The 20,518-nt window shown below is 68.2% G+C and carries 16 protein-coding genes; 12 read left to right on the top strand and 4 right to left on the bottom strand.

What is annotated here, in order from left to right; translation table 11 throughout:
- Positions 1 to 134: 134 nt before the first annotated feature.
- Together VT03_RS14605 and VT03_RS14600 are read right to left on the bottom strand one after the other, a co-directional pair.
- On the bottom strand, positions 135 to 1,559 hold the full coding sequence (locus tag VT03_RS14605; protein WP_075093651.1) for a sigma-54-dependent transcriptional regulator: 1,425 nt from the start codon (positions 1,557 to 1,559) through the stop codon (positions 135 to 137).
- Between the two features lie 67 nt (positions 1,560 to 1,626).
- The gene (locus VT03_RS14600; protein ID WP_075093650.1) at positions 1,627 to 3,069 is read right to left on the bottom strand and encodes a sensor histidine kinase; all 1,443 of its coding nucleotides are present in this window, start codon (positions 3,067 to 3,069) and stop codon (positions 1,627 to 1,629) included.
- Positions 3,070 to 4,064: 995 nt separating this feature from the next.
- Between VT03_RS14600 and VT03_RS14595 the strand changes: the two genes are divergently transcribed.
- The 7 genes from VT03_RS14595 to VT03_RS14565 all read left to right on the top strand — a co-directional run bounded on the left by VT03_RS14595 (position 4,065) and on the right by VT03_RS14565 (position 12,900).
- Complete coding sequence (locus VT03_RS14595) at positions 4,065 to 4,997, top strand: DUF1559 domain-containing protein (RefSeq protein ID WP_075093649.1); 933 nt, start codon at positions 4,065 to 4,067, stop codon at positions 4,995 to 4,997.
- 3 nt (positions 4,998 to 5,000) lie between these two features.
- Entirely contained in the window at positions 5,001 to 6,578 is a 1,578-nt protein-coding gene (locus VT03_RS14590) for a DUF1549 domain-containing protein (protein WP_156514499.1), read from the top strand.
- A 20-nt stretch (positions 6,579 to 6,598) separates the two neighbouring features.
- Positions 6,599 to 7,906, top strand: a complete 1,308-nt coding sequence (locus tag VT03_RS14585; protein ID WP_075093648.1) for a DUF1501 domain-containing protein — start codon at positions 6,599 to 6,601, stop codon at positions 7,904 to 7,906.
- Complete coding sequence (locus VT03_RS14580; RefSeq protein WP_075093647.1) at positions 7,903 to 9,516, top strand: EF-hand domain-containing protein; 1,614 nt, start codon at positions 7,903 to 7,905, stop codon at positions 9,514 to 9,516. The genes VT03_RS14585 and VT03_RS14580 overlap by 4 nt, the downstream gene beginning before the upstream one ends.
- 53 nt (positions 9,517 to 9,569) lie before the next feature.
- The gene (locus VT03_RS14575) at positions 9,570 to 10,568 is read left to right on the top strand and encodes a DUF1559 domain-containing protein (protein WP_197489331.1); all 999 of its coding nucleotides are present in this window, start codon (positions 9,570 to 9,572) and stop codon (positions 10,566 to 10,568) included.
- 105 nt (positions 10,569 to 10,673) lie between these two features.
- Positions 10,674 to 11,129, top strand: coding sequence for a hypothetical protein (locus tag VT03_RS14570; protein WP_075093646.1), 456 nt, complete (start codon positions 10,674 to 10,676; stop codon positions 11,127 to 11,129).
- A 73-nt stretch (positions 11,130 to 11,202) separates the two neighbouring features.
- Positions 11,203 to 12,900 (top strand): PepSY-associated TM helix domain-containing protein, encoded by a 1,698-nt coding sequence (locus VT03_RS14565; RefSeq protein ID WP_075093645.1) that lies wholly within the window; start codon positions 11,203 to 11,205, stop codon positions 12,898 to 12,900.
- Between the two features lie 27 nt (positions 12,901 to 12,927).
- Here VT03_RS14565 and VT03_RS14560 read toward each other — a convergent pair whose 3' ends face one another.
- Together VT03_RS14560 and VT03_RS14555 are read right to left on the bottom strand one after the other, a co-directional pair.
- Positions 12,928 to 13,941, bottom strand: coding sequence for a DUF4886 domain-containing protein (locus tag VT03_RS14560; RefSeq protein WP_197489330.1), 1,014 nt, complete (start codon positions 13,939 to 13,941; stop codon positions 12,928 to 12,930).
- A gap of 347 nt (positions 13,942 to 14,288) precedes the next feature.
- On the bottom strand, positions 14,289 to 15,008 hold the full coding sequence (locus VT03_RS14555; protein WP_075093644.1) for an SDR family NAD(P)-dependent oxidoreductase: 720 nt from the start codon (positions 15,006 to 15,008) through the stop codon (positions 14,289 to 14,291).
- Positions 15,009 to 15,183: 175 nt separating this feature from the next.
- Here VT03_RS14555 and VT03_RS14550 point away from each other — a divergent pair, with 175 nt between their 5' ends.
- From VT03_RS14550 to VT03_RS14530, 5 genes are all read left to right on the top strand, one after another.
- Positions 15,184 to 15,756 carry a 1-acyl-sn-glycerol-3-phosphate acyltransferase gene (locus VT03_RS14550; protein WP_075093643.1) on the top strand — a complete coding sequence of 191 codons (573 nt, stop codon included), beginning with the start codon at positions 15,184 to 15,186 and terminating at the stop codon, positions 15,754 to 15,756.
- Between the two features lie 72 nt (positions 15,757 to 15,828).
- Positions 15,829 to 16,311: a YbhB/YbcL family Raf kinase inhibitor-like protein gene (locus tag VT03_RS14545; RefSeq protein ID WP_075093642.1), complete on the top strand. Its 483-nt coding sequence runs from the start codon at positions 15,829 to 15,831 to the stop codon at positions 16,309 to 16,311.
- A gap of 132 nt (positions 16,312 to 16,443) precedes the next feature.
- Entirely contained in the window at positions 16,444 to 17,622 is a 1,179-nt protein-coding gene (gene dgoD / locus VT03_RS14540; protein WP_075093641.1) for a galactonate dehydratase, read from the top strand.
- A gap of 36 nt (positions 17,623 to 17,658) precedes the next feature.
- Positions 17,659 to 19,014 carry an MFS transporter gene (locus VT03_RS14535; RefSeq protein WP_075093640.1) on the top strand — a complete coding sequence of 452 codons (1,356 nt, stop codon included), beginning with the start codon at positions 17,659 to 17,661 and terminating at the stop codon, positions 19,012 to 19,014.
- Entirely contained in the window at positions 19,001 to 20,503 is a 1,503-nt protein-coding gene (locus VT03_RS14530) for a hypothetical protein (protein ID WP_197489329.1), read from the top strand. The genes VT03_RS14535 and VT03_RS14530 overlap by 14 nt, the downstream gene beginning before the upstream one ends.
- The last annotated feature ends 15 nt before the right edge of the window (positions 20,504 to 20,518 follow it).

Here is a 20,518-nt window from a genome sequence, read left to right as displayed (position 1 = left end):
CAAACCCCGCAGATCAAGAACATGCGGTGAGAGGGCGACCGGAAATCTTGACCGGCGCGCGCGAAACCCGCAACGCAGCGGCGTTCCATCGATCGCGGTGGATGCTTGTCGGGAGCCCGACACTCACGGCGTCTTCAGGTCCGCCGCTTGAGAGACGCGGTGGCGAGTTTGGAGCGGAGCGTCTTGGGATCGACGCCGAGAACCCGGCAGGCGGCGGACTGGTTGTCCTGGCAGAGCCGCATCGTCAGCTCAATGAGATCGTCCTCGACTTCCGTAAGGAGTTCCCCGTGGAGCCGGGCCTTCCAGGTCTGCGGGTCTTCGTTGGCGATCCGTTCCTTCAGCCAGCGTTCCACTTCGCTCCGCATCGAGACGCCGGAGCCGGAGGGCCGCGGCGGCAGCCCGCCGAGCGGAAGCGGGAGATGACTCGGCGCGATGAGCGTTCCCCGCGAGACGAGCGCCGCGTGCTCGACCGCGTTCCGCAGTTCACGGACGTTCCCCCGCCAGGGACGGTTCAGGAGTTCGTCCATCGCCGCCGACGAGAATCCGCGGCTCGGATGGAGGGCGCTGACTCGCGACAGGAAGTGCCGCGCCAGCTCCGGGATGTCTTCGCGGCGGTCGCGGAGGGGAGGAAGCTCGATATGGTAGACGCCGAGCCGGTAGTAGAGGTCCTCGCGGAAGAGGCCGCGGGCGATCAGGTCGGGCAGCGACCGGTTTGTCGCCGCCAGGAAGCGGGCGTCGATCCGCCGCGGCAGGTCCTCGCCGACGCGGCTCACCTCGCGCTGCTCGATCGCGCGGAGCAGCTTTACCTGGAGTGACAGCGGGATGTCCCCCAGCTCGTCGAGAAGTACGGTGCCGCCGGCCGCCTGTTCGAGGAGCCCGGTCCGGTGCGACTCCGCTCCTGTGTACGAGCCCCGCGCGTGGCCGAACAGCTCGCTCTCGATCAGGCCGGGGCTCAGGGCCGCGAGCAGGACCGGAACAAAGCGCGACCCGCCGCGGCGGCTGTACCGATGAATCGTCTGGGCGACGATCTCCTTGCCGGTCCCGCTCTCTCCCGTGATCAGGACCGGAACATCGGTCGAGGCGACCATCGCGATCTGGTTGAAGATCCGCTGCATCGCCGGCGAGGTGCCGATGATCGCCGGCGCCTCCGCATCGCCGGCGGGCGGAGCGGGAGTCACGGGATCCGCCGGTGCGGTCGCCTCGGACGCCAGCGCGCGGCGGAGAACGCCGCGGAGGTCGCTCAGCGAGAACGGTTTGATGAGGTATTCGAAGACGCCGAGCTTCAGCGACTCCATCGCGGTGTCGAGCGTTCCGAACGCCGTCATGACGATGATCGGCGCGTCCCCCAGCCGGCTCCGCAGACGCGGAATCGCCGAGAGACCATCGAGTCCCGGAAGACGGATGTCGAGGAGCAGGGCGCGGAACGGTGTCCGCTCCACGAGATCGAACGCCTGTTCGGCCGAGCTGGCGATCGAGACCCGGTGCCCGTTCTCTTCGAGGAACAACTGGAGGCTGTCGCAGTGGACCGGTTCGTCGTCCACGATCAGGATGTCGGCCATTTCGCTCAACCGGTGTCGTCTGGGAATCGGCCGCGGAACAACCGGGCTCCGCGGGAGATCGCGCTCCTCAGGAGAGCACGTGGGCTTCCGCGGCGGGAGCGATCGAAGGCGCGATCGCGTCGGGCACCGCGCGGTCCGTCCGCGGCAGGTGGATCGAGAACACGGTCCAGTCTCCTTCGCGCCGCCAGTCCAGCGTTCCCCGTTCCGCCTCGACGGCGCCGCGGGCCTGGACGAGCCCCAGGCCGATCCCGTCCCGCTTCGTCGTCTCGAACGGTTCGAACAGGGTCTCGGCGATCGCATCGGGCGGTCCGGGGCCGTTGTCCTGGACTTGGACGGTTGCCCCCGTGTCGGACATGGCGGTGCTCAGGATCAGCTTCCCGCCGCGTCCGGCCGCCTCCATGCCGTTCATGCAGAGATTGATGAGTGCCGCGCGGAACTCTTCCGCGTCGTCGATCCGGAACGGGACGTCGATGTCGCCGCGGCTCTCGAAGGTGATCTCGCCGTGGCGGGCGATCGGCTCCACGATCGCCTGCGTCTCCGACAGGATGTCGGACAGCTCCTTGGCGGTCCGATTCTGCCGCATCGGCTTGCGGCCGATCGCGAGGAAGCGGCTGATGAGCGTCCCGGTCACTTCGAGCTGCCGGAGCGCATTCGCGAGCAGCCGCGACCGCGTCGTCTGTCCTTCGGTTGCGGGGAGTTGCTCGCGGTAAATCTCCAGCGAGATCTTCGCCCCGTGGATCCCGTTGCGGAGTTCGTGGCCGAGTCCCCCCGCGAGCTGCGCATGCAGGCGGGACCGCTCGGAGTCCCGCAGCTGCTTCCGGGCCCGGTCGAGATCGGCGGCCATCGCGTTCACGGACTTCGCCAGGCGGCCGATCTCGTCCTTCCCCTGCTCGTCCGCCGGTTGATGCAGTTCTCCGGCGGCGATCCGTTCGACCTGCTCCTGGATGCGGACGACGCGGCGGCTGAGGTGGTGGCTGTACCAGACCGCCCCCAGGATCACGAGCGAGACCGCCGAGACGGCGAGGATTTCCGAGATGGTGATGATCCGGTTGTCGAGTCCCCGCGCGTACCCGCGGGAATAGACGCCGACCAGCTTGGTCCCCGCGGGCCAGTCCGGCACTTCCGTGACCGTGATCCAGAAGTAGTCCGACGAGTGCGGCATGTCGATGATCATGTCCCGCGAGGACCGCTCGACCGACTGCGGGGGAATCGATGCCAGGACTTCTCGCTCGCGCTCCTCGAGCGGGAGCGTCGCGGCCAGGACGTCGGCGTCCCGGAAGGCGACGAAGTTCCATCCGGGCCGACTGGCCTTGGCGGCCTCGAGCTCCTCGCGAAGGTGCCCGGCATCCAATGGAGAGAGGGTGCGGGCCAGGTCCGCGGTCTCCCTCCGCTCGGCGACGTCGAGCCGTCCCATCTCGTGTGCCGTGCGGATGCTGGAGATGTGGAAGATCAGCATCGCCACGAGTGCGGCGAGCGGGACGATCATCTGATAGCGGAGAGACCAGGACATCGGTCTCATGGTCTCAGGGGAGCCGGGCATGAATCAACACCGTCGTGTCGGTTTCGCAATCGGGGGTGTCTCGAAACGCGTCCTTGCCGGAGCAGCTTCCATAGCTCAAACCCAACGTGCCACGGCAGCCTGGGGTCAAGGGGGCCACGCCCCCTTGCCGCCGGAGGCACTCCTGTGAGAAACCGCGGGATACAACGGACGTCCCCTTTGTGTGATCGGCGTTGAGGACTCACCGCCCGCTACGGAATCCCCGCGGGTTGGTGAGGGGGCATAAGACACGGTGTCCGCGTTTGGACACGGCACGCTTCAGACATCTCTCGACGGCCAGGCCTCCGGCGGGCAAGAGGGCGTTGCCCCCTTGCATCCCCCACCAGGGGTACCCCCTGGACCCCGATCGTAGTTGGTCGACCCTGGGGAGCGGTTCCCTGTACCACCCGGGAAATGTTCCCTGGGGCAATGAGAAGGTCGGTCCATCAGGATCCCTGAATGAGATCCCACGGAGGAGATCCACGCAGAGCGGGATGGCGATTGAGTCAGCGTCGGCACGAACATGACGTGGCATTACGATTGCTGTCTTTTCAACTCGATGCTCGTCCTGCCCGATCCGTCCCGCGCCCTCTTAGCGCGGGGTTAGCCAGCCTGCCCATCAGGCCAGCCAGCGGTGAGGCCGGCTCCCCAGTCGTATCCGGGACGTTTTCCACGCTCGTCCCCTGATCCGTCGGCGAAGTGGGAGCCGTGGCACCCGAGGCACTCGGTTCGCCGCGTCCGTCACACCCCGGACAAATGTTCGCCAGACAGTCGAGATTCTGTCCTGGTGTGCAGCGGCTCCGGGGAGATGGTCCGATTGGCAGGAACGGTCGTCTTTCCGAAGACGGCACCACGAATGCATTGATCCATCATCCAGGCTCCGGCTCCGAGGCGGGGTTGGCTGCGGGTGTCCGGGGCGGCACCAGCGAGAACGAAGTCGCGACGCGACAAAAGGGGAGGGGAATCGAGTGAACAGGCAACAACGGTCCGAGAGCGCCCGCGGAGGATTCGCGCTCGTCGAGCTCCTCACGGCGGTGGTGATCGGGCTCCTCCTCGTCGTGATCGCCACTCCCGGTTTCCTCCGGCTCCGCTCCGCGGCCCGCCGCGTGGAGTGTGAGAAGAACCTGGTCACGCTCAGCAAAGGGGTCAACGCCTTCGAGACCGCCCACAGCCATCTTCCCCGCGCGGGGCACTGGGATCCGATCTACGGCGGATGGACCGCAGAACTCCTTCCGTACCTCGATGTCGGCGATCTCGCCAAACAGTACGACTACACGCGGAACTGGTACGACCCTGAGAACCAGAAGGTGGTCCAGGTCCAGGTGCCGCTGTTCCTCTGTCCCGCTTCGCCGGAGGCCAAGCCGGTCGGGCCCCTCAAGATCATGGGCGAGATCCACCCCGAGAAGTTCGCGGCGGCCGGAGACTACATGGTCCCCCGCGGCTACCTCGACGAGCGACTCCCCCCCGGCCGGCAACTGGGCGCGCTGGCGTGGTACAACGAGACTCCCCGCCGCAGCCAAATCACCGACGGTGCCGGCACGACGATCCTGATCTCGGAGCAGGCGGCCCGCTGGGGACACTTTCAGAACGGCAAGCGGCTTCCGGACAACAAGGACCAGACCTACGGAAGCTGGGTCGGCGCGTGGGCGTCCTACAACGCGATGTGGATCCGCACGAGCCGCCGCGGCGGAGCCGGAGGAGAGAACGGCGAGACCGACGCCACCACCTGCGGCGTGAACTGCAACAACTCGGACGGCTTCTACTCGTTCCACGAGAACGGCGTGAACGCCCTGATGTGCGACGGAGCCGTGCGGTTCCTGAAGTCGACAATCGACGACATGGCGCTCTACGCCCTCGTCAGCCGCGCCGGGAACGAAGTGATCGACGAAGGAGAGTTCTGAGACGTGCCTTCGCTCGCGACTGCCCCCACCCGTCCGATCCCCGCCCGCTGCTGCGTGTGTCTGTTCGTGCTGTTATTCGTCCGGCCCCTCGCCGCGCGTGGCGAAGGGCCGAGCGCCGAGCCCGCGGCGCTCGAGCCGATGACGCATCAGATCGACGCGCACTTTGCGCGGCTCTGGGGCGACCTCAAGATCCGTCCCGAGCCCCTCTGTGACGACGCGGTGTTCCTGCGGCGGCTCTCGCTCGATGTCATCGGCCGGATCCCGACTTCGGCGGAAGTCCGAGAGTTCCTCGCGGCTCCCGCGGCCACGCGGCGAGGGGTCTGGATCGAGCGTCTCGTGGCATCGCCGGCCCACAGCCTGCACCGGGCCAACATCTGGCGGCGGATTCTGCTCCCGCAGGCTTCGGCCGCCGAGTATGCGGCCCTCGCCCTCCCGTTCGAAGCGTGGCTCCAGAGGGAATTCTCGCAGGGGACCCCCTATGACCGGCTCATCACGCAGCTCCTGACCGCCACGCACAGCGACCGCGAGACCTCCTCCGCCGCGATGAGTTTCCTCGCGGTCGGCGAGCGGAAGCCGGAGAACCTCGCCGCCAGTTCGTCGCGGCTGCTGCTGGGCGTGAACCTCGACTGCGCCCAGTGCCATGACCATCCCTTCGCCCGCTGGTCGAACCGGCAGTTCTGGGAATTCGCCGCTTTCTTCGTCGCACCGGGAGGGGAGACGGACGCGGCGGCGGACGTTCCCACGGCCCTCACCATCCGGATCCCGCAGACGGACCAGGTCGTCGCCGCCCGCTGGCTGAGCGACGAGCCGGTGGTCCTGCCGTCGACGCTTCAGCGGGACACTGGCCGGAACGTCCTGGCGGCCTGGATCACGTCGCGAAACAATCCCTACTTCGCCCGCAACGCGGTGAACCGGACGTGGGCTTCGCTCCTGGGGCGGGGACTCGTCGAGCCGCTCGACGACCTGTCGGCCGCCAGCCGGTCAGAACACGCCCCGCTCCTCGACCACCTCGCGCGGTCCTTTGCCGAAACGGGCTTCGACCTCAGTCGATTGACCCGGGCGATCGTGTCGTCCCAGGTCTACCAGCTCTCCAGCGCGGCGATCGTGACGCGGGACCTCGGCTCCGGCGACACCCACTTTGCCCGAATGGCGGTCCGTGGCCTGTCGGGGGAACAGCTCTATGCGAGCCTGCGGACCGCGGCCGGGTTCCCGTTCGAGCGGGCCGATCCCGTCGACCGCGGCGGCGCGCGGGAGCGGCAGCGCGTTGTCACCGCCTTCGCCACGGATCAGCCGGCGAATGCGCAGCGTTCCATTCTTCAGACGCTGGAGCTGATGAACGGTCCACTCGGCCGGGAGTGGACCAGCAGCCCGACCGTGACGGCAATCGCCTCCTCCCCATTCCTCAACCGCGATGGTCAGCTCAAGGGGGTTTGCCTCGCCACGCTCGGCCGGCCCCCGGGGGACGAGGAGCTGACGGAGCTGAGAACGCTCGTCCCCGACCGCGGCTCGCTGTCGCCGGAACATCTGGGAGGGGTGTTCTGGGTCCTGGTGAACTCCACGGAATTCAGCACGAATCACTGACGCGTTACCGAGCTCTGCCTGTGTCGAACCACCCTTCGTCTTTCCGTTCGTCGAACCTCTCCCGCCGCCACTGGCTGCGCGTTGCGACCGGCACCGCCGTCGCTCCGTGGCTGGCCCCGCTCGCCTCCGCCGTGGCGGCGAGCCCGGAGCGGAAACGGTCCTGCATCCTGCTGTGGATGAACGGCGGCCCCTCGACGATCGACCTGTGGGACGTCAAGGCGGGCCACGAACACGGAGGGCCGACGAAGACGATCGCGACCCGCACGCCGGGGCTGGAGCTCTCGGAGCATCTCCCGCAACTGGCCCGTTGGAGCGATCAGCTCGCCGTGATCCGGTCGCTCACCACCAAGGAGGGGGACCACGGACGGGCGAGCCATCTGCTCCGCTCGGGTTACGCGCCGCAGGGCGCGATCCAGTTTCCCGCCCTCGGAGCCCTCGTGGCCCGGGACCGGACTGAAGTCGTCCGCGACCTGGCCGACTACGTCAGCATCGCTCCGCCGCGGGGGACCGAGTTCAACCTGGCGGGCGGGTTCCTCGGCCCCGGCTTCAATCCGCTCGTTCTCGGGCAGGAGCCGGCCCCGACGGTCGAGCAGGCGCTTCAGATCGCTAACCTCCGGCCGCACGCACCGCTTGAATCGGCCGAGACCTCGGCCCGCCTCGACGTCCTGTCGCGAAGGAATCGCCGCTTTGCCGCTTCGCGTCCCGGCGCAGTCGCGGCCAGCGGTCTCTCGGCGGTCGACGGAGCGGTGAGGCTCATGAAGGAGTCCTCCGCGGAGGCGTTCGATCTCACCCGGGAATCGGAGGGGACGCGGGATGCCTACGGCCGGAGCCTGTTCGGCCAGGGCGTCCTGCTCGCGCGGCGGCTCATCGAACGCGACGTCCCGTTCGTCGAAGTGACGCTCGATGGCTGGGATACGCACGCGAACAATTTCGCCCAGGTCGCGGAGCGCGCGGCGGTCTTCGACCGCGCCTGGTCCGCGCTGATGCAGGACCTGCAGGACCGCGGCCGGCTGGAGTCAACGCTCGTCGTCTGGATGGGCGAGTTCGGACGGACGCCGCGGATTAACGCCCAGACGGGGCGCGACCACTGGCCCCAGGGCTTTTCGACGGTCCTGGCCGGCGGCGGCATCCGGGGCGGTCAGGCCTTCGGCGCGACGAGTCCCGATGGAACGACGGTCGTCGACCGCCCGGTCAAGGTCCCGGATGTCCTGGCGACGATCTGCACGGCGCTCGGCATCGACTGCCGGACGTCGCACCTGTCGAACGTGAACCGCCCGATCTGGGTCGTCGACCAGTCGGCCGCCGTGATCGAGGAGGTGCTGGGATGATGCTCCGCTCCTCCTTCCTTCTATTGGGGCTCTTGAGCCACACGGCCGCTTTCGCAGCGGAGGCCACTGAGACTGAGTCCAGCCGTCAGGCGGCCCGCCTGCTGGTGGCCGGAACTCGCGGACTGGTTCGGGTGGAACTCGCCCTGGCGATCGACGGAGACTCGGCACCGATGGTCTGGAGGCGGGCCCTCGACCGATTGTTCGAGTTTCACGACCGGGACGGCGACGGGGCTCTCACCGAACCCGAAGCCCGCCGCCTGCCGACCGACTACGAACTGCGGAGCCTGCTCTGGGGGGCCTTCCTCGCACCGACCGGACTGGGAAAACACTGGGAGGCCCTTGATCGCGATGGAGATCGCCGGCTGACGCCCGACGAAGTCCGCCAGTGGTACGGCCGGCGCGGAGCCGAAGTAACGATCGGCACCGGAACGGCCCCCGACGTGGCCGCGCTCAACGCCGCCCTGGCCAGGAGCCTCGACGCCGATCGCGACGGAGTCGTCTCGCGGCGGGAACTGGAGCGAGCCCGCGAGACCCTGGCTCCACTCGATCTCAACCAGGACGAACTGGTGACGCCGGACGAACTCGTGGCCGGCACCCGTTATCCCGGCGCGGCCGGAACCCTGCGTCTCCAGCCCTGGGGGAGCGAGTCCGGCGCCGCTTCCAAGGAGCCGGCCGCTCGGCCGTTTCGCTCGATCACGCTGTTGCCCCTCGACCTTGAGGGCAAAGGCTGGATTCAAGAGCTCGCCCGTTCTCTGACCGCGTCTTCAGAAACGTCCGATCCGGTTCTGGCTGGGGCGCGGACAGCGCTCGGCATCGCGTCGCAGGGAACGTCCGAAGAGACGACGCTCCGGGAACGAATCCGAACGCTTCCTTCGGTCCCCTGGCACGTCGTCTGGGAGCAGGGAGCCCCGGCTCTCTCCCGCGAGGCCTCGGAGCGGCTCCTTCCGGATGCAGGCCTCCGGCTCTCGCTGCCAGCCAATCCCGGGCGGCTCCCCGCCGTGCTGAAGGAGCACTGCCAACGGGCCGCGGCCCGGTTCGACGAGGCCGACACCGATCGACGCGGTGCGTTGACAGCGCAGAGTCCCGCGGTCGTCAAAGATTTGTCGCTGCGGAGAGTGCTCGACGTCGCGGACCGCAATGGCGACGCAGCTCTTTCACGGGCCGAGCATGAGGCGTGGCTGGGCCTCGTCCGGGATCTGTGTGCCGGACAGTTTCTGGTGACGACCCTCGATCTCGGCCAGGGAGTGTTCGAGCTCCTCGATGAGGATCGCGACGGTCGACTCGCCCCCCCGGAGCTCCGCGGAGCGGCCGATCGGCTGGATCGACTCGGTGTTTTGTCCGACGGCCGGCTCGACGGGACGCGGATTCCGCGTCACGTCTGGATCACCGTCAGCCACGGACACCCCGAGTCGCTGGTCGCCGTTCCCGATCGCCCCGGACCCGCGTGGCTGAAGACGATGGACCGCAATCAGGACGGCACGGTCTCCCGCGCCGAATTTCTCGGAGAGGCGGACCAGTTTGCCGCCATCGATCGCGACGGCAGCGGCTGGATCGACGCCGCCGAGGCGACCGCCTTCCGTCCCGAGAGCTCGCCGGAGGCTGCCCCGTGACTTCGCCCATTCCCGCCTGCCGAACCCAAGGTTCGCCCGAAGGATTTGATTCCATGTCCCCCCTGCCCTTTGTTCCCTCCTCGACCTCCATGCCCTTCTCCGCCCCCACCTTGTCCGATCATTCCCCTGCCCGTCTCCGCGCGGGCCAGAATCGTGGCTTCACGCTCATTGAGCTCCTCGTCGTGATCGCCATCATCGCCGTACTGGTGGCGATCCTCCTGCCGGCGGTCCAACAGGCGCGGGCCGCGGCCCGCAGCACGCAGTGCAAGAACAACCTCAAGCAGCTCGGCCTGGCGGTCCACAACTATGAGTCGACCATGGGGTGCTTCCCCCCCGGCCGTCTCACCTACAGCACTCCCGCCGCCCCGGGGGGACAGACGACGAACGGCTATCTGGCGTTCATCCTCCCGTACGTCGAGCAGGCGAACCTGTACAACAGGTACGACTACGACAAGGGGTGCTTCAGCATCGACAACCAGCCGGTGCTGAGCACGGTGATCCCGACCTACATCTGCCCCGCCACCCCCGTCGCAGACCGGACCTTGACGCTGGTGAACCAGGTCGACGCCAGCCAGCCGACCGTCAAGGCCGCGGTCACCGACTACTTCGGCATCCGGAACATCCGCCGTGTCGTTCCGACGGGGAGCCCCGTCGTCGCCTCGGACGGCGCCATGCCGGCGGGGATTGTCCGCATCCGCGACATCGTCGACGGGACCTCCAACACGAACCTCCTGATCGAGATGGCGGGGCGGCCCGAGCAGTTCATCATGGGGAAGTCGCTCGGCAAGGTCGGGGGCGGCTTCGACTTTTATGCGGTGTGGGCCGGAAACGTCGCGATGGCGATCAACAACTACTCGAGCGACGGAACCGCGACCCCCGGCCCCTGCATCATGAACTGCAACAACCAGTTCCAGGCCTACAGCTTCCACGCCGGCGGGGCGCAGTCGGTCCTGTGCGACGGCTCGGTCCGGTTCCTGAGCGAGAACATGAGCGCGGACAACTACTTCCGCCTCGGGTGTCTCAACGACCGCGAGATCGTCGGCGAGTTCTGATCGCGCGTCCGGCGACCCCGGCCCCCCCCATATCGACAACCGGCCCGAGCTTTCGAAGAGGAGCTCGGCGCCGGTTGTCGCCCTTCTCTGGACTTCCGTGCCCTCATGGGATTTCGTTCCTCGTTCCGTGTCGTCCTCGCCGCCCTCCTCGCGCCGCTGGCCCTTCTGGCCGGTTGCACGGCTCAGGAGCCGAAGCCGAAACTGGTCCCCGTCCGGGTGAAGGTGTTTTCGGGGGAGAAGCCTGCCGTCGGGGCGCTGGTCACGCTCCATTCCGAGGCTCCGTCGCTGTGGACTCCGCGAGGAGTCGTCGAAGCGGACGGCACGCTCGTACCGGGCGTCGCCCAGGGGAGCGATGGCGCGGCGCCCGGCCGGTATCGCGTGACCGTCCTGTGGCCCCGCGGGATCGAAACGCAGCCGCGGGAACAACAGCTCCAAGCGGTCTTCAGCGGAGACGTCGCCGATCGATTCGAGGGGAAGCTGGCCGATCCGAAGACGACGACGCTCTCGCTGACGGTCGAACCGGCCGGCGGCGAGCTTCCGCCGATTCGCCTTCCCGAGTGAACCGCACTCGACCTCTTCGAATTCCGACACCGCGCTGCCGTCCCCGGCGAGCTTCGTTCCGCTTGAGACCAGAATGGCCTGGGTTTCCCGCAAGACGCTGTATGCCATCCATCGCTGGACCGGACTCCACTGCGGCGTGGTCCTGTTCGTCATCTGCCTGTCGGGGACAGTCGCCACGCTCGGTCCGGAGCTCGACGCGCTGATCGACCCGCGGCTGCGGGTCGGCAGCGAGGAGCCCCGGCTGTCGCTGGCCGAGATCCAGGCGAAGCTCGAGTCCGACCACCCCGACTGGTCGGTCGCCTCGATCACGTCCACCGACCCGGGATTCGCGGCTTCCGTCGAGGTCGAGCGCGAGGATGGCGTTCGCGTCGCGTATCTCGTCCATCCCGGCACCGGCGAGATCCTGGGACCGACCTCACCGCACCGCGCCCGGGTCCTGTTCCGGGTGTTCCACAAGCAGTTCTACATCTTCGGCGTGGGGGGGATTCACGGGACATACCTGGTCGGTCTCTACGGGCCGATCCTGATGCTCTCGGGAATCACCGGGCTCTGCTGTTACGCCCGATTCTGGACGAAGCTCTTCGTCCTGCGGCGTAGAGCGGGCTGGTCCGTCTTCTGGCGGGACCTGCATCGGCTCCTCGGAGTCTGGGGCGCGGTGCTGCTCCTGCTCTGGGGAGCGACGGGGACGTGGTATCTCGTGATGCGGCTGCGTCCCCTCTGGACCGCGCCGGTCGCTGCGGCGGCAAAGCGCGCTGCCGACCGTTCGGCGGAAGAGAGCGGGGAAGACCCCTTCCTGCCACGCGCCTCGCTGGCCGATCTCACGGCGACCGCCACGCGCGAGTTCCCGGGTTTTGACCCGCGGTTTGTGACGTTCGCCCCCGACCCCAACGGAGCGGTCACGCTCTACACAAATCGCCGGACCCTGTTCCGGGGCCGTACTCCCGACTTCGTGAAGTTCGACGGCGTGACCGGCGCGATCCTGTCGGCCGCTCCGTCGACGGACCTCTCGGGAACGCTCGACCAGATCGTCGATCCACTCCACTTCGGGACGTTCGGCGGACTCCCGACGCGGCTCCTGTGGTTTGCCGGCGGACTCGTTGTCAGCGCCCTGATCCCGGTCGGCGCGACGATCTGGCTTCAGCGCTCCTCGCGCTCTCGTGGCGTCTCATCGGATTCGCCCTCTCCCGCCATCCCGGTCCGCGGCGGTGTCGCCTCGCGCGGCCGCGTCGAGTGGGGATGCTCCACGGTCGTCACGGCCGCCATACTGGCGACAGCCGGCGCCTACACCTGGAGAAACGTTCCCCCCCCCGTTCAGTCGCTGCCCGGACTCGCTCCCCATGTCAGTCTCGGTGAGAAGCCGCTCGGCCCCTACCGGCTCGAACTTCAGCAGTTCCATCGCCGGGGCCAAAAGCCCGTCAGTTTTCGTGCGGTCTTTCCCGACGGCCGGTTCCCCAACCTCCGCAGGCTGGAGGGACGATTGCTGACCGGTTCCGATGAACAGAGTGTTCGAGCGGCGTTCCAGGGGACCCGGCACGCCTTCAGCGCGAAGTTCCCCGACACATCGGGTCTCGCCGCTCAGCGGATCACGGTCACGCTGGAAGACCGCGAGGGCCAGGAGCACTCCGCCGAGTTCGACGTCGCGCCTCTCGAGCGTTTCGTCGCCTCCGAGCCGATAGAGTCTCGTGCGCCGGTGGCGGTCTCTCTCGCGTTCGGCGGCTTCCTCGCCGTGTGCGTGGTCTTCACCGCTGTGTGGTTCCGGCTCGTCCGCTGACCGGACGGCGGAGTAGGAACGCCGGGCTCAGCGATTGGCCGCGGACTCGCGCTCAGCCGCTTCGGCGACCGCCCGGTGAGCGGTCTGGCGGAGGAACCTCGCATACTCCGGATCGAGCCCCTTCGGGACGAAGGAGTTCTCCTCGACACTCTCGCCGAACAGAACCTCATAGAAGACGCACGCCCCCAGGTACTGGCCGGCATCGTTGGCGTGGTGCCCGTCCATCTGGAGCGACGGCTTGCCGTCGGCCGACTTGGACCACTTCCAACCCACGTGCAGCGAATGGGACTGGTCGGGGAGCGCGGGCGACATGGCGGTCTTCGCAGAAAACATCGCGTCCGGCCGGTAGCCCCACTTGGGGTCGGTGTCTGCCAGGTGGAACGCATCGCCGACCGGGATAACCCGCGTCCCGAGCTCGGACGCGATCGTGCGGTAGGCGCGGGTTAGCTGCTGATACATTTCCTCCTGCGTCGTCGGCTCGCCCGCCTTGGGCCGGCCGGCGAACCGCGGGTCGTCGACACGGTAGGCCCATGTCTGGTGGACCAGCACCTTCGCTCCAGGGGCGTTGGTTCGGATGTAATCGTGCAGCTGCTTCGCGTAGGGCCGGTAGGTCTCCAGGTCGTGGCTCTTGATGCTCGCCTGCTGGATCGTCACGTAGTCCCACTTCTCGCCCCGCAGGAGTTCCCGAAGGCCCTCCTTCTTCTTCGTGCCGTAGAGCCCTTCCGGGTCTTGGGGGTCCTTCTCATGGGCCTCGGCCTTGCCCCAATGCAGCGCGAGCGGGGCCCCGCCGACCGAGGCGGTCCCGAGGACGAGGGTCTGTCCGCCGGCCTTGGCCAGACTGGGAAGGAACCGGGTCGCGTTCCCCGAAAAGCTGTTGCCGACGGTGAAGAGCCGGACGGTCTTGCCCCCCTTCGCCTCCTGGCTCGCTTCGGCCGGCTTCGACTCGGCCGCGGTGATCGGATCGATCGCTCCCAGGAGGGCGCACAGCAGGATGAGCCCGAAGTTGAGAAACGGTCGGCGGTGGGTGCGGGAACGGCTCACGTCAGCCTCGCGAGGAAGAGGAACGTTGGACCCATGTTCTAGCGGCCGATCAACGCGACCACCACGGGCCCGGGACCAACTTGTCGATTGCCGCCGGAGGCATTTCCATGAGGGACTGTGGGACACAACGGATGTTCTTTCTTTGGAACCGGCGGTGAGGACTCCTCGCTCGCTCTGCAATCCCCTCGGGTTGGTGAGGGGGCATACGACACGGCGTCCGCGCTTGGACACGGGCTCCTTCAGACGTCTCTCGACGAGAGGGCCTCCGGCGGGCAAAGGGGCGTTGCCCCTCTGCACTCCCCACCAGGGTGCCCCTGGACCCGGTTGAGGTGCAAACGTCGGAGACGCTACCAGCGACCCGCATGCGCGCCACCATCAATATGCAGCGTCTCCCCCGTCACGAATCCGGCCGAGTCCAGATAAAGCACCGCATCGACCACCTCCTGCACCTGGCCCATCCGACCCAGCGGATGCAGACCGGCCAGGAAGTCATGAATCTCGGGCGCATGCATCGGCGTCTGGATGATCCCCGGCGCGACCGCGTTCACACGGATCTTCTTGTCCGCATACTCGATCGCCAGCGATCGGGTGACCGCGTCCAGCCCCCCCTTGGTGAGCGACGCCATCGCCGACGGGACTGCCTTCATCGGCTGTCGGACGAGCGACGTCGTGAGGTTCACGATGTGCCCCCCTCGCCCATCCTGCTGAAGCATCTGCCGGACGGCACACTGCGAGACGTAAAAGAATCCGGCCATGTTCACCGCCATGACCTTCGCGAAGTCCGCCTCGGTGTACTCGGTGAACGCCTTCGCGACGAAAATGCCCGCATTGTTCACCAGCGTGTCGACCCGGCCGAACGCCTCGACCGCCGTGGCAATGACCTGCTCCGCCACCGCCGGATCGGCGATGTCGCCGGCGACCGCCAGCACGCCCGAGGCGGGATCCGGCTGGATCGACCGGGAATTCGCCACGACGCGATCCCCCCGGTCCAGAAACCCCCGGACCAGTCCCGCGCCGATTCCCTGCGACGCCCCGGTGATGACCACGACCTTGCGTTCCGGATTCATGACGAGCCTCCAGCGAGAACGGGACCCGGCCCATTGTCCTTGACCTGAGGACGGAGGGAAGCGAACCGGCCGGCGAGGATTCGTCGACGTGGTTTCGGGCTCCGGGACGCGGGGTCAGATAGTCGGCGGCGGCGCAATTGGAGAGAATGAAGCCGGGCAAACGGAAGGTGTTGCCATGATGCAGGTCCTGCGGTCGATCCTCTCCCGGCTGGCCCGGTTCGTCCTGTCGCTCCGGTACCGGGTGCATCTGCATGGCCGGGAGGTGCTGCCGACTCTCAAGGGCCCGGTCCTGCTCCTGCCGAACCATCCGGCCTACGTCGATCCGGTCCTGTTCCTCATCACCTTCTATCCCGCGCTCCGCCCCCGCATCGTCTTCTCCGAAGAGAACTTTCCCCGGGCGATCGTCGGTCCGCTGACGAAAATCCTGAACGGCATCTCGATTCCGGCCCGCGGCCGGCAGAGCCAGGAAGCGCGGTCCGAGAACGGCCCGCGGGTCGCCGTCGAAGGAGTCAACCAGGGGGAGGGAACGGAAGCCGGGGCGGGAAGCCGGCGGAAGATTGTCCTGTTCACCACGAAACCGATCTCGCTCCAGGACGCGAACAGGCTGCTGGCCGAGGCCGGGTTTCACGGCATCATGCGGATTGACGAGGTCCATCCGCTCGATCAGATTCCGCTCCTCGGAAACGGCAAGGCGGACTACAAGCGACTGCGGTTGTTGGTCCAGGAGACGCTGTCGCCGGCCGGTTGAGCCTCTTCCGGTCGCCGGCCCCACGAGAGGGCAGGCGGCCGCTCACATCAAACAACGTGAGGAAGATTCGCCATGACATTCGAACTGGAATGCTCCGCCTTCAGTCACGGCGCGCCGATCCCGAAGAAGTTCACCTCCGAGGGGGAGGACGTCTCGCCACCGCTGCTCTGGCGCGGCGTCCCTGAGGGCACGCGCGAACTGGCCCTGATCTGCGACGACCCGGACGCCCCGACTCCGGAGCCCTGGGTGCACTGGGTCCTCTACGGCCTGTCTGCCGATGTCACGCAGCTCCCCGAAGGGCTCCCCGACGCGGTGGAGCTTCGCTCGCCGGTCGCGGCCCGGCAGGGACTCAACTCATGGCCATCGGGGCAGGTCGACGGTTACCGCGGTCCGGAGCCGCCGCGGGGGCACGGCGTGCATCACTACCACTTCCGTCTGTACGCCCTCGATGCTCCGCTCGGACTGAAGCCGGGAATCGACAAGAAGGCGCTGCTCGCCGCCATGTCGGGACACTGTCTCGGCGAGGCCGAGTGGATCGGAACCTACGAGCGGTGACCACGCCGCAGCCGCGACACGGACGCTGACGCGGACTATGTTGCGGAGATCGCCCCGTCGCTCACGCTCGCGATGGCCAGGCAGCTCACGGGAGCCTTGCGCCCCATTCTTTTGCCCGCTACTGCCGCACTCATGAAGATTACGCGGATCGAGACGCTCGTCTGTCACGCCCGGATGCGGAACTGGATCTTCGTCAAGGTCCTGACCGATCAGGACGGCCTGTTCGGCTGGGGCGAGGCGACCCTCGAATGGCACACCCGCGGCGTCGTGGCGGCCATCGAAGATCTGTCGCAGCTCCTCGTGGGCGAAGACCCGACGCGGATCGAGCATCTGTGGCAGATGATGTACCGGCAGCACTTCTGGCACGGCCACGGGATCGTCCGCTCGACAGCGATCGCCGGGATCGACCTCGCGCTGTGGGACATCCTCGGGAAGGTGACCGGACTGCCGTGTTCCAAACTCTGGGGAGGGCCGGTCCGCGACTACGTCCGGACCTATTGCCACCTCGGCGGCGGCCGGATGGAAGACTTCTACGAGACCGCCGCCGATGACGCGAAGCGGTTCGCCGACCTCGCCCGGCAGGCGGTGGCGGACGGCTACACGGCCTTCAAGTCGATGGCGGTCCCCCCGACGATGCCGCTCGACGGCTTGAAGCCGATCCGGACCGCCGAGGCCGCCGTCGCCGCGATGCGGGAGGCGGTCGGGGACGGGATCGACATCATGGTCGACTGCCACGCCCGCCCCTCGCCGGCGATGGGACTCCAGTTCGCAAAGGCCCTTGAGCCGTACGGCCTCTATTTCTTCGAGGAGCCGTGCTGGCCCGAAAGCGTCGACGGGCTCGCGGCGATCGCCCGCGCGGTCCGGACGCCGATCGCGACGGGGGAACGGGTGACGCACCTCGCGTCGTTCCGCGACCTCTTCGCCGCCGGGGCGTGTGCGGTCTGCCAGCTCGACATCACGCACTGCGGCGGCTTCAGCGAAGCCCGCCGGATCGCGGCGCTCGCCGAGGCCCACCGGATCAGCCTCGCCCCGCACAACCCGCAGGGGCCGGTCAGCACCGCCGCCTCGCTGGAGTTCGGCTTCGCGCAGCCGAGCTACGTCATCTGCGAGACCGTCCACCAGGACGTCCCCTGGCGGCAGGATGTCGTGCAGGAAGGGTTCGTCGTCGAGGCCGAGGGACGCATCGTCCGGCCGAACCAGCGGCCCGGGTTGGGGATCACGATCAACGAGGCGGAGGTCCGTAAACACCCCTTCCAACAGGAACATCTCCAGCGGGTGTTCCATCCGGACGGAAGTGTCGGCGACTGGTAACAGCGGGGCGCCCGGCACGTTTCTCAAGAGACCTCCATGTCGTCCGCTCCCGATCCTTCGTCCTTCGATGTCACGGACCGCTCCTTCGCGGCCGAGCCGGAGTTGCGCCTGGGGCCGGATCCGGGGCAGGGGCGATATGGGATCCTGACGCTCCTGTGCCTCTCGGCCGCGATCGCCTACGTCCAGCGGGCGGCGCTCAGCGTCCCGGCCGCCGAGATCGCGCGGGACCTGCGGCTGGCCGACCTGGCCCGGGACATGGGCTGGGTCCAGTCGGTCTGGTACTTCTGCTACGCCCTCATGCAGCTCCCCAGCGGCTGGCTCGCCGACCGCCTTGGGAGCCGCCGGACACTGGCTCTGTTCTGTGTCCTGTGGTCGATTGCGACCGGCCTCAGCGGACTGGCGACGGATTACGGCTCGCTCCTGGTCCTGTGGGGCCTCATGGGGGCGGCGCAGGCGGGGGCCTTTCCCTGTGCCGCAAAGGCGATCGGCCAGCTCTTTCCCGACAGCGAACGAGCCCGCGCCTCGGGGCTGCTCGCGAGCGGGATGGCAGTTGGTGGCGCGCTCGCCCCGGTGCTGACCGCATCGCTCCTGGAATCGCTCGTGCCGCTGGCCGACCGGTGGGAGATCGACCGCTGGCGGCTCCTGTTCGCCACGTTCGCGATCCCCGGGCTCCTCTGGACGTTCGCGTTCCTCCTGCTCGTTCCCGCGAACCGGCTTCCCGTCTCGCTCCCGACGGTCCGGTCTTCCGAGGGAGTCGCGGCTCCGCTCCCCTGGTCCCGGCTGCTGACGAGCGGATCGCTGGCGCTCCTGTGCGGGCAGCAGTTCTTCCGGGCGGCCGGGATGGTCTTCTTCCTGACATGGTTTCCGACGTTCCTGCAGAAGACCCGCGGCGTCTCATCGCTGGAGTCGGGGCTGCTGACGACGATCGCCGGTGTCGGCGGGGTCGTCGGGAGTCTCGCGGGGGGCTTCGCCTCGGACGAGCTGCTCCGGCGGACGGGGAATCCCCGCCTCAGCCGGCAGGGGATCGCGGTCGTCGGGATGGGGAGCTGCGCGCTGCTGATCGTCCTCTCGTACTTCCTGACGGATGTCCGGGCGAGCATCGGGGTCATCTCGCTAGGGGCGTTCTGCGCCACGTTCGGCGGCGTGAGCGGCTACACCGTGGCGATCAAGTTCGGCGGCCGGCATGTCGCGACCGTCTTCAGCTCGATGAACATGTGCGGCAACATCGGCGCCGCCCTCTTCCCCGTGACGGCGGGCTGGCTCGTGGCCCGGACCGGCAACTGGAACCTGATCCTGTTCCTGTTCGCCGCCATCATGGCGGTCGATGCCCTGTGCTGGGCGGTCCTGAATCCCCGGGGATCCCTGGCAGGAGAGACAGATGACGCGGAATGACGCCCGGCCGGCTCAGGCCTCGCAGATCCCGACACCGCGGCTCCGGACCCCGCAAACCCGCTGCCGCGCCGCGGTCGCGCGGCTCGACATCACCCCGCCGGTCGGGATCTACCACCGGATGTGGGGGGCCGCCCTCCACGACCGGGCGACCGGAGTCCATCGCCCGCTGACCGTGACGATGCTCCGGCTCGAACCCGTCCAATCAACTCACGGGACTGGCAGTACCGACGGGCGGATCATCACCGCGATCGATCACTGCCTGCTCGATTCGGTCGAGATGCTGGCGATCCGCCTCGCGATCGCCGAAGCGGCCGCCCTTCCGGTCGAGAACGTCCTGCTCTGCCTCTCGCACACCCACGGCTCAGGCTGGATGTCCCGTTCTCGGAGCGGGCTCCCCGGCGGAGAGAAGATCGGTCCCTACCTCGACGAACTCGCCGCGTCCCTGGGACGGCTCGCCAAGCCTCTCGGAGGTCAGCTCGAACCGGCGACACTCCTCTACGGAACCGGACGCTGCGGTCTGGCCAGGCACCGCGACCACTTCGATGAGCAGCGGGGACAGTTCGTCTGCGGACTGAACCCGGAGGGCCCGGCGGACGACACCCTCCTCGTGGCGCGGCTCGTCGCGACGGACGGCGAAGCGGCGGGCCGGACGCTGGCGACGCTCGTCAACTACGCCTGTCATCCCACCACGCTCGCCTGGGACAATACCCTCATCAGTCCCGACTGGATCGGTGCCATGCGGGAGGTGATCGAACGGGAAGAAGGGAGCCCGACGCTCTTCCTCCAGGGGGCCTCCGGAGACCTCGGCCCGCGCGAAGGCTTCGTCGGCGACACCGCGGTGGCGGACCGCAACGGCCGCGAAGTCGGGTACGCCGCCCTCGCCGCACTGACCCCGTTGCCGAGCCCGGGGACCGAGTATGTCTACCGCGGTCCGGTCGTCTCGGGGGCCACCCTCGGGACGTGGACGCACCAGCCTCTCGCCGAGACCGACCTGCGGGCGCAGCAGCGGTGGGAGTGGACGCAACTGGATGTCGAGCTGCCGTACCGTGCCGACCTTCCGCGGACCGACGAGACGACCGCGGAGCGCGAACGATGGACGGCCGAAGAAGCCCGAGCCCGCGCGGAGGGCGACGAGGTCAGGCTCCGCGACTGCCGGGCCCGGGTCGAGCAGTGCTCGCGGCAACTCGCTCGGCTCGCCGCGCTCCAGTCGGGACCGGGGTGGAAGCTCCCCGTGACGATCGGCCTCCTCGGGGACGCGGTCTGGATCTTCGTCCCCGGCGAGCTCTACCAGGTCTTCCAGACAACGCTCCGCAGCCGCTGCGCGGGCCGCCCGATCCTCGTGACGACGATGGCCAACGACTGGCAGCCGGGCTACATCCCGCCGGCCTCGGCGTACGGCCAGGGGATCTATCAGGAGGTCATCGCCGCGACCGCCCCCGGAGCCCTGGAGGCCCTCATCGAGGCGGTCGAACGCCGGATCGAGGGCTGAGCCACGCGCTGTGCG

Source organism: Planctomyces sp. SH-PL14, from assembly GCF_001610835.1.
In the GTDB taxonomy this organism is placed as follows: domain Bacteria; phylum Planctomycetota; class Planctomycetia; order Planctomycetales; family Planctomycetaceae; genus Planctomyces_A.
Note: the sequence above shows the minus strand (reverse complement) of the source record. Positions and strands in the feature narration are given on the sequence as shown.